The sequence below is a fragment of the Angelakisella massiliensis genome, assembly GCF_900104675.1.
Classification (GTDB): Bacteria; Bacillota; Clostridia; order Oscillospirales; family Ruminococcaceae; genus Angelakisella; species Angelakisella massiliensis.
Genome location: NZ_LT629945.1, coordinates 284,347 through 300,050, shown reverse-complemented (window position 1 = coordinate 300,050; position 15,704 = coordinate 284,347). Strand labels below are relative to the sequence as shown.

Below are 15,704 nucleotides of genomic sequence, written 5' to 3'. Positions count from 1 at the left end.
CCGCGGCCCCAAGTGAAAGAAAAATTTTCTTGACTGTAAACCCCCTTCATACCTTATGATAAAGGCGTGGAGGGGGAAACTTCTCCAGGAAAGGAGCTGCAGGATGAACATTCAGGAAGTGGAGCAAAAAACCGGACTGGAGCGGGGGAACATCCGCTTTTATGAAAAAGAGGGGCTGCTGCATCCTGCCCGGCAGTCCAACGGCTATCGGGACTATTCCCAGGAGGATATCCAGACCCTGCTGCGGATCAAACTGCTGCGGCAGCTGAATATTTCCTTGGGTGAAATCGGACAGATGCAGCAGCAGCCGGAGCGTTTGCAGGAGGCCCTCAGCCAAAGACTGGAGGACATTCGTCTGGAGGGGGCTTCCCTGGCGCGGGCGGAAGAGATTTGCCGTGCCATCCGGGATACCGGCGTGGGATATGACCGGCTTGCCCCTGAAAGCTGGCTGCGACAGATGGAGCAGCCGCTGGAGGACGGCGCGCCTCCGCGAACCTCCCACAATCTGGAGCGGGACGTGACGCCTGTGCGGCCCCATCCCTGGCGGCGGTTTCTGGCCCGTTATCTGGATATGGCTCTGTATCATCTGCTGCTGCTGGTACTGTTGTTTGTGATATTGAACCTCTACCCCATGAACGATACGTTGTTTCAGGTGATTTCGTATCTCTTCGGCGTGGCGGCGCTGTTTGCGCTGGAGCCCCTGATGCTGTCCCGCTGGGGAACCACTCCGGGAAAATGGCTCCTGGGGCTGCGGGTGACCAATCTGGCGGGGGGACGCCTTTCCTATGGCCAGGCGCTGGAACGCTTATGGGGTGTGTTTTCCAAAGGCGAGGGATACTCTTTGCCAGTCTACTCCCTTTACCGCAGCTACAAAAGTTATCGCAGCTGCCAGGTGGGAGAACCTCTGGACTGGGAGGATGAAAGCTGCTGTGTGGCGGGCCCGCTGCCCTATTGGCGCTGTGTTGCCTGGGGAGGGGCACTGACAGCGGTGTTTCTGATTTCAGTGGCACTGCCCATAGACGCCATGCTGCCCAATGCCCGGGCGCCCCTGACGGTAGCGCGGTATGCGGAAAATTTCAACGATATGCGCCGTCAGTTTCTGCCTGATTACCGGTATGAAATGGATGCCGGCGGCAATCTGGTGGAACAGCCCCTTTACCCCGAAGGAACCGTGATCACCATAGAAGGGGACCTTGCGCCTGAATCGGTGGTGGATACCCGGTATCAGTTGGATGGAGATATTCTCACCGGCATTACCATCACGGTATCGGTGGAGGATGATGTGGGGGAAGAGATGGTCTTTGGGCTGGCGGACAACCAGATCACATTGGCTACCCTGGCTTTTGTGGGGGCGCAGAAAGAAGTGGGGTTCCTTTCCGGGGGAATGCTGTCGCTCTTGAAACAGCTGCCGGAGGATGCCATGGAGAGCTTTGACCGAACCATTTATGGCGTCCGTATTCGCCGCACAGTGGAATCCGCCGGTTATTGGGGAGGCGCCGGTCTGAGTTTGCTGCTGCCGGAAGAAGACGCTGCGGAGCATTACTATCACATGACCTATACCATGGATCTGGTTGAATAAAAGGCTTGGAAAACTTTTTCGGAACAAGATAAAATACTGTACCCAGCGAAAAAATATGGCGCACAAAAAGGACCGGTGGAATCAAATTCCACCGGTCCCTCAGGCTATAGAAAAACATTTCAAAGAACAAATGCAATTTAAATCATAAAAATCAGGACATGCGCCTGATTTTTATACCACGACCCGCGCCCGCCGGGGCGCGAAACCGGGGGTATCGCCGCTGGTTTCGTCAGGAACCAGGCGGCGTATCCAGGGGGACTGGGTCCCCCTGGAAGCGTGCCGAATTTTTTCGGCACGCTTAAGGCCCGGTGGAACCCCTTTGATTCCACCTGGCCTTTTTCCATGGACATATTGATTTTGAAAAGGCAAATAAAATTATGGGAACATCCTCCGCTCCAATTCTTCCAACTGGGACCAGTGTGGAAGATACAGTTCTCCACATAGTTCCGCCACATCCTGGCGGCGGGCCATAGCCCAGCAGTCCGGAATGCCGATCACAGGAAATCCTGCCTTTTGAGCGGTGCGAATGGCATGGGGGGCATCCTCAAAAACCACCGCTTCATGGGGAGCAGCCCCCAAACGGCGGGCAGCCTCCAAAAATACCTGGGGAGAGTTCTTATCAGCCCCTACATCGGCGCAGTTGACCATCCCCTCGAAAAAAGGCAGAATCTCCAGGCGTGTCAAAGCGTCCCGGGCGCACTGGTCGATACCGGCAGTGGCGATGATCATCCGGGTGCCTTGCCGATGCAGACGCTCCAGCTGTTGCCGCACCCCTTCCTTCAGAGGGATGCGCAGACGGTATTCTTCCCGCAGCTGCTGGTCGATCTGTTCCCGCACCTGCTCCGGCGTCAGCTGAGGCAGGAGATGACGGCTGAGATATTCCGACCCTCCCCGGAGACTGAGCACCTCCAAGGTTTCATCCAGCCCTTGGGGAATCGTCACCCCGTGTTTTTCCAACAGCCGGACGCTGGCCTGATGCCATACCCCCATAGAATCCAGCAGTGTGCCGTCTACATCAAAGATTCCATACCGAATCATTTTCATCCATCCTTCCGGCTATTACAAAGGACACTGCTGCTGTGTTTTTTGAACAGATGCACTGTCCGTCGGCGAATATCACTATCTTACCACAGCCATCGCCTGGTTGCAAGGAAAAGGAAAGGCGCTTGACAGTCCCTTGTCACACCGGTACAATGAAACCATTGACAGGAGGGGAGAAGGATGGCGTTTCCAATCAAACGGGTGATTCCCGCTCTGGCGGCAGTGCTGCTGCTGACAGTGGGAACGCTGTGGATCTTCCGCCAGGGATGGGTGGGACGTCCCGTTTCACGGATCACCGATCCCCAGGGGATGGAGCTGGCAGGCTCTGAAACTCCGTGGATCCGGGAGATCCTCAAGGAGGGCGGCGTACTGCTGGGCTCCGACGGTCCCATGACAACAGATGATTCGGTATGGTATTTCCGGCAGCGGCTGGAGCGGCATCTGGATGCCCGGCTGGAAGTGGTCCGCTTGGAAGGACAGAGCTATGACGCGTGGCTTTTTACCGCAGAAAATGGTGAGGCGTGGGTCAGCTCAGTCCATGGGGCGTCTGTGAATGAAGCCCCCGTCTATGGAGAGCCCTCCCGGGTGCAGGCCCTCTCGGTGAACCAGTGGGGACGGATCATGGGCTTGCTGGACGGCACAGGATTTTGTCTGGCTCTGATTCAGGAACGGGATTTGCTGGAAAATTATGACGAGGCCAAAAAGATGGATGAAACCTATCTTCAGCCGGTTTCCGGCATATTGGGAGAGCGGCTGTGGCAGTCCTCCCGCCAGCTGACAGAGGAGATGATAAGGGATCTGGTAAGGCAGCTCTCAGGGGGACAGGATCATTGGACGCTGGAAGAGATGATGGAACTGGTGGCCCCTTATTTTCCCCAGATGCTTCCTGAGCAGGTGGAGGCGGCGGTGGAGCCTTGGTATGACCCTGTGACCAAAACAGTGACGCTGCCTGCGTCCACACAGCCATATGCCGGTTCTTTCCGGGTACTGGACTGGTGGGAAGAAAGTGTTTTGGGCACACTGGAGATCCATTACGTCCCCTATGATCCCGTCACAGGGGTAGAGGCGGAGGACAGCTATCTGCTGACCATAGAGCGGGGGGAGGAAGGCATTTCCTACCGCTCCAATCAGTATGCCTCCTATGAAAATCCCTTGGATGAAGATACCCCCATCAGCACTTTTCAGGTAGCGGCCAGCAGAAACCGAAATCGCTTGGAGCTGTTTTCCGGAGAGGCGGGAGGCTGCCGGCTTTATTATGGAGACAGGCAGGCCAATGTTCCTGTTTTTTTGGACCCCGATCAGGTCCACTACCCTCTGGGCAGCTTTATTTCCAGACCCAAGACGGCACTGGTCTATGGAGGCATACCGGAAGAGAGCCCCCAGCCCTTGTCTGTTCTCATCAGTGATGACGCCGGAGAGCATTGGATCAGTGGGGATCTTTCCGCCGCGGCCCAGAAGGGAGAATCCTTCCATCAGCGGCTGGTGGGCTTTTCCACCCGGTCGGAAGGATGGATTCTGCTGGGAGGGCGCGGCGGTTCCACGGGACAGCGGCTGTATGGCTACCTTACCTCCGACGGTGGCCAGAGCTGGCAGGAGCTGTCTATGCCGGAACCAGCCGGACAGCTGTTGTCCGGTGCTTTTACCGATTCCAAACATGGTTTTGTACTTACTTCCGGCAAGGGAGATGGGCCGGAACTGTATCGCACACGGAACAGAGGGCGGGAGTGGAAAAAAGTCTCACTGCCGCAGGAGTTCCTGCAGGCGGCACGAACCGGCAGTGTTTCCGGCCCCATGACACTGAAGGATGGCCTGTTGCTGGTCTGTGAAGTGCCCGGAGAAGGGGAGGTCTTTTGCTGGTCCCAGGATCAGGGGGCAAGCTGGATCATGCCGTCCCAGGAGGGCAGCAGCATCCTCAGTGATATGTGGCAGGGAGAAACAGCGGCTTTGAGCCAGCTGGAATAAAGGATCATTTGCCCCCATAAGCAGAATCGGTTGGGATAAATCCTGCCAGGACTTTTTGAAAGCAAAATCCTGACCTTTTATCGTCTCTATTTTACCCGCAGAATCCCCATCATCATAATCAATAAAGCGGACGTCTCCTGATTTGAAAGATGGAGGCGTCCGTTTCAGATTATGGTGAAGAGCAGGAAAAGCAGCTCACAAAGCCCAAAAGTATCCTTTAAGAGAACGAAGGCGGCTGTTTTATCCAGATACTTTGAAGGGGAAAAAGGGCAAAAATAACATCCGGAGAAAATATTTTGCCGCTCAACAGCGCTGCGGAAGACAGATGAAAACGAGAAAAGCCCCCGTCTGCCGGAACAACAGGCATGGCGGGGGCGATTTTGCTATCAAGTTTTCAGCGGTATGATGGCTGAGTATCAGATGGAAAGATCCTGTGACAGGGAAGAGAAGGATTTCTCCTTTTCAGCACAAGCCTCCCGGAAATACACCAGTAGAAATACCACTGCCAGCAGCAGGCATAATCCTTCGGAAACTGCGGGGGCAAGCCAAACGCCGTTTTGGCCCCAGATCACCGGCAGAACCATCAAGCATCCGGCAATCACAACCAGTCCCCGTCCGGTGGAGAGGGGAAAGGAAAAGCGGGGGCGTTCCAGAGCGGCAAAAAAGGCGGCGGAAACCACATTGAAGCCCAGCAGCAGGAAGGAGAGGGAAAAGATTCGCAGAGCCTGGACGCTGTCAGCCAGCAAAGCGCTGTCGGCACCCAAAAACAGTGTGAATACCTGTGTGCCGCCCACCTGGCATAAGAAGAAGGACAACAGCGCCAGGGCGCCTGAGGTTGTCAGTGCCAAGGCAAAGAGACGGTGACAGGTCTGCTGTTCCCCTTTGCCGAAATGGTAGCTGACCAAGGGCTGCATCCCCTGAGCAATGCCTGTCATGGTCATCAGTACCAGTGTGTTGAGGTAGGCAATAACGGTATAGGACACCAGTCCCCCTTCTCCAATATGCCGGAGAATGGCATGATTGAACAGGAAGGTGACCGCTCCGGCGGAAAGCTCGGTGACAGCGTCCGCCAGACCAATAGGCAGAATCCTGCGCAGAGCGCTTCCGTTCCATCTGAAAGGCCGGAAGGCCAGACGGCGCTTTCCGCCCACAAAATAAATCAGAAAGATCAGGGTGGAAATGACCTGGGCAATGCCGGTAGCCAATGCCGCACCCCAAACGCCCCAACCAAAGCCCAGTACGAATAAAGCATCCAGCCCCACGTTGGTCAGAGCGCAGCTGGTAACGCCAATTGTAGATATGTGAGGCGCTCCTCCGGTTTTTACCAATACCTCCAGGTTGTAGGAGACGGTAAAAAAGGGAGAAAAGCAGGCGATAATGGCTACATACTGCCGGACATATTCCCATGTGCTGGGAGTTGCGCCCAGAAAGGCAACCACCCGGTCAAGGTTCAGCAGAGTGAGAATCGCCGCTGCCACAGACACAACGGTTACGGTGAGAATATTCTGTGTAAAAACGCAGCAGGCTTCCTCCTGTTTTCCCTGCCCCAACAGAATGGCGGTGACAGTGGATGCCCCGGCGGCAAACAGCATTCCCAATGAAAACAGGGCTGAGGTGCAGGGCGCCGCAATGTTGACAGAGGCTAAAGCCAGTTCCCCCACGCCCTTGGCGACGAACAGGCCGTCCACCATGGTATAGAGGGAAAAGATCCACATGGAGATCACCGATGGAACCGCGAAACGGAGAAACTTTTTTACAAGGGCCGGGGCAAACAAAATAAAACCTCCTAAATCGCTTCCCCATTGGGGAAGAAGTTGTGAAAAGATGGATGTTTCCTCTTGTAAAATAGTATAAACCTTCGTATAATACGAATGTCAAGCCCCCCATCTTCGGGAAAGGAGCAGTAGGATGAAAGGAAAAGGTTATCACATCAGGGAAGTGGCACGGCTGTTCGGCCTTCACCCGGATACGCTGCGATATTATGAGGAGCAGGGCCTTCTGCGGCCGCAGCGGGGAGAAAACGGCTACCGCCTTTATTCCATCCAGGACATTTGTGACCTGAGCGTCATCCGGGAGCTGAGGCAGCTGGAGATGCCTGTGGAGGAGATCCGTCAATACATGGTTCGGCGCACTGTCAGCGGAACGCTGGAACTGCTGCGGCGGGAGCAAAGCCTGATCGATTTGCAGATGGCTCAGCTGCGGCGTCTGAGACGGGATGTGGAAAAGCGGGCTGATGCGTTGGAACAGGGTGCTCAGGCGCCGTTGGGACAACTGGAGATCCAACAGCTGCCGCCCCGAAGATGCTACTGCCTGAAAGGAAAAATGATCAAGGAATCGGAAATCGACCTCCACCTGCAAAGGCTGGAAAAGGAACATGAAGAGCTTCTGCGAAGCATCGACAGCCGTTTGCTGGGGGCGGTGTTGGACAGCGGGGCCATGGAGAGGCAGATTTACGACCGTTTTTCCGCTGTTTTGATTTTGGGGGAAAATGCCAGGGACGGCAACTGGTGGCTGCCGGAAGGGGAATATGCCTGTGTCCGTTACGGAGGAAGCTATGAGAAAACCTGGCAGGTAATGCCCCGGCTGCTGGGAGAGCTGGAAAAAATGGGCCGTCAGCCGGAAGGCCCGGCATTGGAGCTGTATTTGGTGGATATTTATGATACAGATCAGGAGGAGGAATTTCGTACAGAGATCCAGGTGCGCTTAAAGCCATTGGAACAAAAGGAAGATGATCGCTGCTGAAGGTGATGTGATATAAAAACAGCAGCGCTTATGCTCCTGCAAAGTTTTATCCCAAGGGATAAAAGATTTTGTCCGTTTTTAGAAGACGCGAAAATCTTCTGGCTCTGTAATTTTTTGCAGTGCAGGGAATGGAAAATGTGCAGAGAAGGGGTATCGCTGGTGGTTTCGTCAGGAACCTGCGGCGTATCCAGGGGGTATCCAATACCCTCTGGAAGTGTGCCGAATTTTTCGCCACGCTGAGACGCCCGGGTTCTCCCAAATTCTTGGGAGAGCCCGGGCGTTTTAACTGCCGAAAAAGCTGTGAAAGAAAAATGCAGCCTCTTACATAACCATGACTTTAGTTCGGCTGTAAGGGGAATGTGGCTGCGTTCAGAAGGACATTTGGGAATTAAGGCGGGAGCAAGGGCATTGTGAAAACCGCTTTCGGGCCCCGCTTATAATTCCCCGGTTCCATACACAAGAGAGATGCCTATGCCATCTCTTACAGAACAGACGCTCCATCCGGCATTTCCATTCTCCTTTTCAGTACCTTGCCGAAGATCATCAGAAAAGTGATGGTGGAAATGGTTCCGCACAGCAGGTCTGCCGCCGGTTCTGAGAAAAAGGCGCTTTTTGCGCCGAACCACACCGGCAGCAGGAAGGTGAGCAGCAGCAATACCAGCTTTCGGAACAGAGACAGGGTCACCGCTGCTTTTGGAATCCCCAGAGCGGTCAGACCATCCACAAAGGTATACTGGAATGCCATTGGGATGACGCAGGCAGTATACACCCGAATCCCCCACATTGAGAGATCCAGGTATTTGGGATCACTGGAGAAAATTCGGACAAAGACATGAGGGATGGTATGAGCCAGGGTGAACATCACCACCGCGAAGGCCACCGCCAGCATCAGGATCATCTTTTCACCATCCCGGATACGCTGGATTTTCTTGGCCCCGTAATTGAAGCTGAGGATGGGCTGGGTCCCGCTGGTAATGCCCATCATAGGCATGGTGATCAGCTGCATAAAGCTCATAACAATGGTGGCGCAGGTCACCAGCAAATCTCCCTGTTCCGCTCCGCCAAAGCGTTGGAGAACACTGTTGAAAGCGATGATGACCACACTGTCGGTGGAACTGATGAGAAAGGGGGATAAACCGAAGATCATCACCCGCTTCATCAGTTTGCGGTCGTAACCGCCCCAGCTCAGACGCACACGGATACCGGAGGAAAGAAGAGTCCGCAGCACAAAAGCGCAGGAGCAGCCCTGAGCAATGACAGTTGCGATAGCGGCTCCCGCCACACCCATATTCAGACCAAAAATAAAAATCGGATCCAGCACGATATTTACCACAGCGCCGATGATGACGGTAAGCATACTCATGGTGGCATAGCCCTGGCAGGTGATAAAAAGGTTTAACCCTGTTGCCAGAATGGCAAACACCGCTCCCAGGGTATAGATGGTCATATAGGTGTCGGCATATGGATAGGTGGCGGCACTGGCTCCAAAAGCCATCAGCAGCGGCTTTTTGAAAATCAGAAACAGCACAGTCAGTCCTACGGCCAGCCCCAGCAGCAGCGCGGCGCAGTTGGCCAGGATTTTCCGGGCCCCCTCCTGATTGCCTTCACCCATACGGATGGCCATCAGGGGAGCGCCGCCCATTCCTGCCAGCAGCGCAAAGGAGGAAATGAGGGTCACTACCGGCGCGCAGATGCCCGCTCCCGCCAAAGCGTCGCCGCCGATGACAGGAATGTTTCCAATGAAAATCCGGTCTACAATACTGTACAATACATTGACGAACTGGGCCAGCATGGCCGGAATGGCCAGCCTCAGCACCAGGCCTGGAATAGAGTCCCGTCCCAAGTCATTTTCTCTCGCCATATTTTTGTCAATTCCTTCACAATAATATCTTCTTTCGCATAGGTGATTATACAGCCCTTATCTTCCCTATTCAAGGGAAAGAAAAGATATTTTATCCCTCTTTCTCTTTGATATCTCGGAGAGAATGCACAAATCCATTTGAAGCGGCTGCACTCCTCATTACCAAAGCCGGCAGGCCGCTTCTATACAGAGTATGCCAGCCCCCGAGGATAGAAAATTTGTATCAAGGCGTACAAAAGATATGGCATTTACTGCAAACAAATCCGCTGTATCCCCAGCTTATCCGCCGCCAAACAGGAGCCTCACCGCCAATACGCTCACCAACAGCCCTGTCAGATCTCCCGCCAGCGCCGCCGGGATAGTTCGCCCTGTTTCACGCACCTGGACCGCCCCGTAGTAAACCGCCACAGTATAAAAGGTGGTTTCGGTAGAGCCCATCAGGACACTGGCTGCCCGTCCGGCAAAGCTGTCAGGACCGCACCGCTCCAGTATCTCCTGAAAAAACACCAGCGCACCGCTGCCGGACAGAGGGCGCATCAGCGCCAAAGGAAGAATTTCGCCGGGGATTCTCAGCAGGTCGGCTAAAGGGGAGACCAGCTTCAGCAGCAGCTCCAGCCCGCCGGAGGATCGGAACATGGCCAGCACCGTGATCAGACAGACAAGTGCGGGTGTGATGGACAGGGCGGTTTTCAAGCCGTCCGCCGCCCCCTGGACGAAGGAATCAAACACCGGTATCTTCTTCCACAGTCCATGAAAAAAGATCCCCGCGATCAATACCGGCAGCAATAGCTGTGTGGCAGCAGACATCATCTCTTTTCCCTCCCTCCACGGGCCAGCAGCAGAGACACTGTTACACCAGCCGCGGAAGTGAGCCATACCGCAGGCAGGATTTCCAGAGGAGCCTCCGAGCCGGCCTGAAGCCGGAGCAGCGCGTTGGTGGCGGGGAGCAGCTGGATGGAAGCGGTATTGAGCACCACAAAGGTTACCATTTCTCTGGTGGCTCTGGCAGGATGTCCCGCTCTGCGGCTCAGTTCCTTCATAGCCGCCAGCCCCAGAGGAGTGGCAGCATTGCCCAACCCCAAAAGATTTGCGGTCATGTTCATGGAGATCAGCTCCCGGGCCCGCTCGCCTTCCCGCAGAGAGGGAAAGAGGAGGCGGGTTATCGGCTCCAGACAGCGGCTTACCATCGTGGTCAGGCCGCTGTGTTCCGCAATTCTCATCAGCCCGCCCCATAAAGCCAGCATTCCCGCCAGGCTCAGAGCCAGTTCCACCGCTTCGCCGCCTCCGGTCATGGCCGCTTGGGAAACCAGATCCATTCGGCCGCCAAACCATCCGGCCCCCAGGGAAATCGCCAGCATTCCTCCCAAAATCCAACCTAACACAGCTCTTTTCCACCTCCAGTTGCAGTTTTGCGGATGAATTGTATTTTCATCTTCCAATATATGTAAGGTTCACAAACTATTTTAAAAAATGGAACAGATATTTCATATATATTCCAAAATTTTAAAAACTATTCCACACTATCCATCTTGTGTTTTTCACCAATATAGGATATAATTAGTAAGAAATGCAACCTTAGATTTGGAGGCGATATTTTGAAAGCTACCGGGATTGTCCGTAAAGTTGACAGCCTGGGCCGCATTGTCCTGCCGGTAGAACTCCGCCGTACGCTGGACATCGACCTGAAGAGCGATTTGGAAATCTTCGTGGAAGGGGAACAAATCGTTCTGAAGAAGTACTCTCCCAACTGTATCTTCTGCGGCAGTCGGGAAAACCTGGTTGACTTCGCGGATAAAAATGTTTGTGCTGAATGTGCGAAAAAGCTGGGAGCTTTGGGCAGCGACAACCGCTGATTCATTGGTTCCTGTTTCCCTTTGGGATCTTGCACCTCCTGTTGAACGGGAGGTGCTTTTTTGTTGGAAACGGGAAAAGGGGCGGATTTTGCTCCACGCCCCCGGCTGGCTCAGGAAACCTCAACTGCGCCTCAAGGGGACTTTTTGATTTTCGGCTGTGCCCCCTTTCCTGCATTTTTGCAGCTGACGGAACGGGAAAAAGCCTTTGAGGACCGAATGCATCCCGGTATTTTCTCTGCCGGCGGTATGTTCAGTCTTGTGCCCGGCTAAAAATCAGCGGTTTTCACACAGCGCTGATTATTGGTAAAACCGGCAGAGACTCCCCTGGGATTTTTCATCTGGAAGATGAGATCAAACCAACATCAGGCAGCAAGCCTGCTATGGTTTTTATAGAAATAAATTCAGACAGCCTATGAGGCGCCCTGTAAAATGGAACGCCCCATAGGCTGTCAAAAAATTCATTGGAAAGATGGTCTGAATGTTTGCGGAAAAAAGGTCCGCCTTTTCAGCCACTTATCTCTTTTCGCCGAGAAGCCGGACGGCGAACATCCGTAACCAGGGAGAAAAGAGGATCCTGGTTCAGCCAAACCGTGACCGGAGAAAAGGCTTGTTGTTTTTCAGCAGTTTGCCAGGTATAGGGGAGAGCCCCCTTGTTGTATCAGCGCTGTGGTTATTCCACCAGGCCGGACAAATGATAGACATGGTCTACCGGATCTACCGCGTCCGAGACATAGGATGCGGCCCCTGATTCAAAAAGCAGATAGACACCATCTCCGGCGGATTCCACGGCTTCACTCATGGGCGGCATGGTGATGGAGCGGGTAAGTGTGTTGGAATCCAGGTACCACAGAGGTACTTCGGTATCACGGATGGTTACTGTGGTGTGGGGCTGCTGTGCCAGAACATCCTGATGCAGCAGCAGATGGGAGGCATTCTTGCGGCCATAGGATTCACTGAGGACGATGGTGCCGTCGGACAAACGGGTCATTCCCTGAATTTTATGGGGAATGGACAGTACATAGTCTGGGATGACGGTGGTGGACTGATTGGCAAAGGATTCCGCCTTCAGTTCATTTTCGGTGGAAGGGTCCAGCTGAAAACCTACGGCCCACGCGCGGTTTTTGGAGCCGTCAGGGGTGGTCATATGATGGCTTTTATCCGTATCATAACCGCCGCCGCCGTAATAAAAGTCGCCCACCCACAGTACGCCATCCACAGCGTTGGCAAAGGAGGCACGGGTACCGGTAACAAAATGATCTACAAATTGGACCGTGTCTCCATCCGCCGCCGCCATCAGCTCTTCAATGGGCAGCCGCTGGCAGTTGCCGCTGGTGGCAGCCCACAGATTTTTTTCAGTGGCGGCCAGTCCTCCGGCATGACCGGTATAAACGGAGCCGTCCTCATTGAGCAGGCGTACCGACTTTTCCAGTTGACCGGAGGCGATATCCACCAGACAGAGAATGGAGTTTTCTCCCTTTTCCCCGGCGTAGTAGGAAATGACCAGTTTTTGTTCCGATGGCAGCAGGCACATCCCCTGGGGAACATATCCCTCTTTCAGAGCTGGAATAACAAAGGCGGGAGAGCCCTTGGAAAGAAACTCCCCGTACTCATCCGTATTGGAGGGAAGCTGCTCCACGACCTTTTGCTGGGTAATGGCGAAGGGGGCGGAAGCTTGGGACTGTTGACTGGAGGAACTGGAGGGCGCGGAAGAGGAAGCTTCACTCTGAGACGGTGATGAGGAAGGAGAGGTGCCGCAGGCGGACAAGGCCAAACCGGCAGCCAGCAGACAGGCCAGAAGGGGAGAAAGATGCTTCATATCAGATGGCTCCTTTGCAGATCGTTGGTGGTGCTGAGCTCCGGCTCTTCCTCTCCATCTCTGGCGGGAACTCAGGGTGAAACAAGGTTTGCACAATTGGATGGAAATCCAACAGGGCCTATTGTAGCATTTTGACCTGAAAAGTACAATATGAAAATACAAAATTGTAATATTTTAATAAATTTTAATAGCTGGTACCCGGATGGCTCCCTGCTTAAGGAAAAAATATCAGTACGATGTAGTTAAACGAGAATGGGCAGAATCATTTTTGATTTTAAAAAAATTAAATGTTGACTTTAATAAAATTAAAGTGTATAATTTGATTTGTGAGATGATATTAATTTAACAAGCGAGGATGGCGGCCTTTGGCGGAACAAACCCCCGGACGCGCACAACAAAAGGAGAGAACGGGAGATGGCAAGGAAACTGCTGCCGGAATGGCTGGCAGAGCTGGAGGATGAGGATCTGGTTTTTATCAAAAAGTTTCTTTTGGCATCCGGCTCCCTGAAGGAAATGGCTGCCCAGTACGGCGTCACCTATCCTACAGTGCGTCTGCGGCTGGACCGGCTCATCCAGAAGATACGTCTGGGGGACCAGGCGGGACATGATCCCTATATTTCTCTGGTCAAGCGGCTGGCAGTGGAAGAAAAGCTGGATTTTGACACTGCGAAGCTGCTCATTGACGCCTATAAGAAAGAGAAGAGGTGAGCCGCCATGATTTTTTTACTGATTGTTTTTGCACTGTCGTTGGTGCTGCAAATTTTTCTTTCCAGACAGCAAAACAGATGGCTTGGCCTGATACTTCCCGGCCTTTCCTTCCTCTGGTCGCTGGTGATGGTATTCAATGCGGCGGCTTTGCCCGGGGCGTCCCTGAGCAGTACCATAGGGATGATCGTTTTGGTGCTGCTGTTGGGCAATATTTCCACACTGCTGTTGTTGGCCATCTATGCGGGCTGCAGGAGCGGGATCCAAAAACACCGGGAGATGGAACGGATGAAGGCTCAGGATCTGGAATAAGAGGGTGAATCTCAGCTTCCGGTATTTCCGGCGGGGGAAGTATTACACCCTTTCGGCCTTTCAGCCGGCATTTTTGAGAAATAAAAAAGAAAATGATCATAGACAAAAATGAAAGACAGGTTCTGCGCTGCGGGAATGAAAAGTTTCTGCCGTGTGCTTTGCTTTCGGTAACCTTCAGGAGGTTTTTATGGAGCTGCAAATAGCGAAAATTTTTCTCTGGTTTGTTCTCTACAGCGTATTGGGATGGGTGTACGAATCCATCCTGTGCTCTGTCATGTCCCGCAGTTTGGTCAACCGGGGCTTTTTAAACGGTCCCTATTGCCCCATCTATGGCGTGGGAGCGGTATCCGTGGTGCTGCTGCTCCAAGGGGTCACCGATACCCCTGTGGCGCTGTTTTTCTCCAGCATTGTTGTCACCGGCGTACTGGAGTATTTCACCAGCTGGCTGCTGGAAAAGCTGTTTCATGCCAGCTGGTGGGATTATCACGATTTTCCCTTTAACATCAATGGACGGGTTTGCTTGTATGGGGCGCTGGTATTCGGCGTCCTGTCCATGGTGCTGATGTATTGGCTCCATCCCAGAATATCCGGCTTTGTAGACAGTTTTTCTGACCTGACAGTGATGTTCTTCACCGGAGCGGCGGCAGCGCTGATGATGGCGGATACCATCGTCACTGTGAAGCATACTTTGGCAATGAGCAGCCGTCTGCGGCAGCTGCAGCAGGCCCTGGATGATTACAAAGGGCAGTTGGTAGCTCATGGAGAGCAGCTGCGGGATAAGCTCCAGACCGGTCTGGAGACTTTGACTCCCGAAGAAATGAAAGCGCGCCTGCGGGAAGCCTTGGAGACCCATGGCGATCCCCAGCGTCTGGAAGAGCTGCGCAGCCGTTGGCAAAGCTCGGTGGAAACCGCTTCCGATCTGCTCAAACAGGATCAGCTGAAGGCGGAATTGCGGCAGCGGATCGAACAGATCAAAGCCCGTTCCACCGCTATGTCCCGGTTCCAGGACCGCCGTCTGCTCAAGGCATTCCCCGCGCTGCGTTCCTCTGAATATGGAGACGCACTGGAGCGCCTGAAGGAAAAGCTGTCGGAGATTTCCTCCCGCTCCGACCAGAAAAACGACTGAAAACGGAAACTTCCTTTTTGTATCAGAAAGAACTCCTCCCAATGCAGCTATGTATGCGTTGGGAGGAGTTCTTTTAGTATGCTTTAGCGAAAAGAGAACCCCCGGCTAAGCCGGGGAGAGTAAAAGAAATTATATAGTGAAAAAACCTTCTGGTAGAATAGAGTTGCGGTCGGCCAACTGCAACAATAAAGAACCAGGAGGTCTTTTCTATGAAAGAAAAAGATATAGAAAGTTTGCAGCACACAAGATGGAGATGCCAATATCATGTGGTATTTGCGCCAAAGTACCGGCGAATGGCAATATATGGTCAGATCAGGAAAGATATCGGACAAATACTGCGAAAGCTGTGTGAGCAAAAGGGAGTGGAAATTATAGAAGCACAAGCGTGCCCAGATCATATCCATATGCTTCTGAGTATTCCACCGAAGTATAGTGTATCACAAATTATGGGATATCTCAAAGGAAAAAGCAGTTTAATGATCTTTGGCAGACATGCGAATCTGAAGTATAAGTATGGGGACAGACATTTCTGGGCAAGAGGATATTATGTAGATACAGTGGGGCGAAATAAAAAGCAAATACAGGAATACATCAAACAACAGTTAGAGACAGACCAGATAGCGGATCAAATGAGTTTAAAGGAGTTCATAGACCCGTTTACGGGTAGCAAGAATACCAAGGCGTAAAGGAACGCCCCTTCAGGGGCC

Annotated in this window: 15 protein-coding genes; 9 read left to right on the top strand and 6 right to left on the bottom strand. The window is 53.2% G+C overall.

Annotation, left to right across the window (positions count from 1 at the left end):
* Positions 1-103 precede the first annotated feature (103 nt).
* Positions 104-1,579 (top strand): MerR family transcriptional regulator, encoded by a 1,476-nt coding sequence (locus BQ5383_RS06590; protein WP_071430507.1) that lies wholly within the window; start codon positions 104-106, stop codon positions 1,577-1,579.
* Positions 1,580-1,954: 375 nt separating this feature from the next.
* On the opposite strand, the gene BQ5383_RS06585 is transcribed toward BQ5383_RS06590, so the two are convergent.
* Positions 1,955-2,617, bottom strand: coding sequence for an HAD family hydrolase (locus tag BQ5383_RS06585; protein WP_071430506.1), 663 nt, complete (start codon positions 2,615-2,617; stop codon positions 1,955-1,957).
* Positions 2,618-2,800: 183 nt separating this feature from the next.
* On the opposite strand from BQ5383_RS06585, the gene BQ5383_RS06580 reads away from it, so the two are divergent.
* Complete coding sequence (locus tag BQ5383_RS06580) at positions 2,801-4,582, top strand: WD40/YVTN/BNR-like repeat-containing protein (protein ID WP_071430504.1); 1,782 nt, start codon at positions 2,801-2,803, stop codon at positions 4,580-4,582.
* Between the two features lie 416 nt (positions 4,583-4,998).
* On the opposite strand, the gene BQ5383_RS06575 is transcribed toward BQ5383_RS06580, so the two are convergent.
* On the bottom strand, positions 4,999-6,357 hold the full coding sequence (locus tag BQ5383_RS06575; RefSeq protein WP_235821953.1) for an MATE family efflux transporter: 1,359 nt from the start codon (positions 6,355-6,357) through the stop codon (positions 4,999-5,001).
* A 133-nt stretch (positions 6,358-6,490) separates the two neighbouring features.
* Here BQ5383_RS06575 and BQ5383_RS06570 point away from each other — a divergent pair, with 133 nt between their 5' ends.
* Positions 6,491-7,324 (top strand): MerR family transcriptional regulator, encoded by an 834-nt coding sequence (locus BQ5383_RS06570; protein WP_071430502.1) that lies wholly within the window; start codon positions 6,491-6,493, stop codon positions 7,322-7,324.
* A 481-nt stretch (positions 7,325-7,805) separates the two neighbouring features.
* Here BQ5383_RS06570 and BQ5383_RS06565 read toward each other — a convergent pair whose 3' ends face one another.
* The 3 genes from BQ5383_RS06565 to BQ5383_RS06555 all read right to left on the bottom strand — a co-directional run bounded on the left by BQ5383_RS06565 (position 7,806) and on the right by BQ5383_RS06555 (position 10,567).
* Positions 7,806-9,185, bottom strand: coding sequence for an MATE family efflux transporter (locus BQ5383_RS06565; RefSeq protein ID WP_071430500.1), 1,380 nt, complete (start codon positions 9,183-9,185; stop codon positions 7,806-7,808).
* Positions 9,186-9,464: 279 nt separating this feature from the next.
* The gene (locus BQ5383_RS06560; RefSeq protein WP_338061413.1) at positions 9,465-9,995 is read right to left on the bottom strand and encodes a spore maturation protein; all 531 of its coding nucleotides are present in this window, start codon (positions 9,993-9,995) and stop codon (positions 9,465-9,467) included.
* Complete coding sequence (locus BQ5383_RS06555; RefSeq protein WP_235821952.1) at positions 9,992-10,567, bottom strand: nucleoside recognition domain-containing protein; 576 nt, start codon at positions 10,565-10,567, stop codon at positions 9,992-9,994. The genes BQ5383_RS06560 and BQ5383_RS06555 overlap by 4 nt, the downstream gene beginning before the upstream one ends.
* A 213-nt stretch (positions 10,568-10,780) precedes the next feature.
* Here BQ5383_RS06555 and BQ5383_RS06550 point away from each other — a divergent pair, with 213 nt between their 5' ends.
* On the top strand, positions 10,781-11,038 hold the full coding sequence (locus tag BQ5383_RS06550) for an AbrB/MazE/SpoVT family DNA-binding domain-containing protein (RefSeq protein ID WP_071430496.1): 258 nt from the start codon (positions 10,781-10,783) through the stop codon (positions 11,036-11,038).
* A gap of 63 nt (positions 11,039-11,101) precedes the next feature.
* Entirely contained in the window at positions 11,102-11,308 is a 207-nt protein-coding gene (locus BQ5383_RS06545) for a hypothetical protein (RefSeq protein ID WP_139193372.1), read from the top strand.
* A gap of 400 nt (positions 11,309-11,708) precedes the next feature.
* Here the strand turns inward: BQ5383_RS06545 and BQ5383_RS06540 are convergent, their stop codons facing one another.
* Entirely contained in the window at positions 11,709-12,854 is a 1,146-nt protein-coding gene (locus tag BQ5383_RS06540) for a hypothetical protein (protein WP_071430492.1), read from the bottom strand.
* Between the two features lie 414 nt (positions 12,855-13,268).
* Between BQ5383_RS06540 and BQ5383_RS06535 the strand changes: the two genes are divergently transcribed.
* From BQ5383_RS06535 to tnpA, 4 genes are all read left to right on the top strand, one after another.
* The gene (locus BQ5383_RS06535) at positions 13,269-13,562 is read left to right on the top strand and encodes a DUF2089 family protein (protein WP_071430490.1); all 294 of its coding nucleotides are present in this window, start codon (positions 13,269-13,271) and stop codon (positions 13,560-13,562) included.
* 6 nt (positions 13,563-13,568) lie between these two features.
* The gene (locus BQ5383_RS06530) at positions 13,569-13,871 is read left to right on the top strand and encodes a hypothetical protein (protein WP_071430488.1); all 303 of its coding nucleotides are present in this window, start codon (positions 13,569-13,571) and stop codon (positions 13,869-13,871) included.
* Between the two features lie 187 nt (positions 13,872-14,058).
* On the top strand, positions 14,059-14,997 hold the full coding sequence (locus tag BQ5383_RS06525) for a putative ABC transporter permease (protein WP_071430486.1): 939 nt from the start codon (positions 14,059-14,061) through the stop codon (positions 14,995-14,997).
* Between the two features lie 209 nt (positions 14,998-15,206).
* Positions 15,207-15,683, top strand: coding sequence for an IS200/IS605 family transposase (gene tnpA / locus BQ5383_RS06520; RefSeq protein ID WP_071430484.1), 477 nt, complete (start codon positions 15,207-15,209; stop codon positions 15,681-15,683).
* Positions 15,684-15,704 lie beyond the last annotated feature (21 nt).

Bases quoted from the DNA above. Each gene is read 5' to 3' on its own strand.
- BQ5383_RS06590 (WP_071430507.1), top strand. From the start codon at position 104: ATGAACATTCAGGAAGTGGAGCAAAAAACCGGACTGGAGCGGGGGAAC.
- BQ5383_RS06585 (WP_071430506.1), bottom strand. From the start codon at position 2,617: ATGATTCGGTATGGAATCTTTGATGTAGACGGCACACTGCTGGATTCT.
- BQ5383_RS06580 (WP_071430504.1), top strand. From the start codon at position 2,801: ATGGCGTTTCCAATCAAACGGGTGATTCCCGCTCTGGCGGCAGTGCTG.
- BQ5383_RS06570 (WP_071430502.1), top strand. From the start codon at position 6,491: ATGAAAGGAAAAGGTTATCACATCAGGGAAGTGGCACGGCTGTTCGGC.
- BQ5383_RS06565 (WP_071430500.1), bottom strand. From the start codon at position 9,185: ATGGCGAGAGAAAATGACTTGGGACGGGACTCTATTCCAGGCCTGGTG.
- BQ5383_RS06560 (WP_338061413.1), bottom strand. From the start codon at position 9,995: ATGATGTCTGCTGCCACACAGCTATTGCTGCCGGTATTGATCGCGGGG.
- BQ5383_RS06540 (WP_071430492.1), bottom strand. From the start codon at position 12,854: ATGAAGCATCTTTCTCCCCTTCTGGCCTGTCTGCTGGCTGCCGGTTTG.
- BQ5383_RS06535 (WP_071430490.1), top strand. From the start codon at position 13,269: ATGGCAAGGAAACTGCTGCCGGAATGGCTGGCAGAGCTGGAGGATGAG.
- BQ5383_RS06530 (WP_071430488.1), top strand. From the start codon at position 13,569: ATGATTTTTTTACTGATTGTTTTTGCACTGTCGTTGGTGCTGCAAATT.
- BQ5383_RS06525 (WP_071430486.1), top strand. From the start codon at position 14,059: ATGGAGCTGCAAATAGCGAAAATTTTTCTCTGGTTTGTTCTCTACAGC.
- tnpA (WP_071430484.1), top strand. From the start codon at position 15,207: ATGAAAGAAAAAGATATAGAAAGTTTGCAGCACACAAGATGGAGATGC.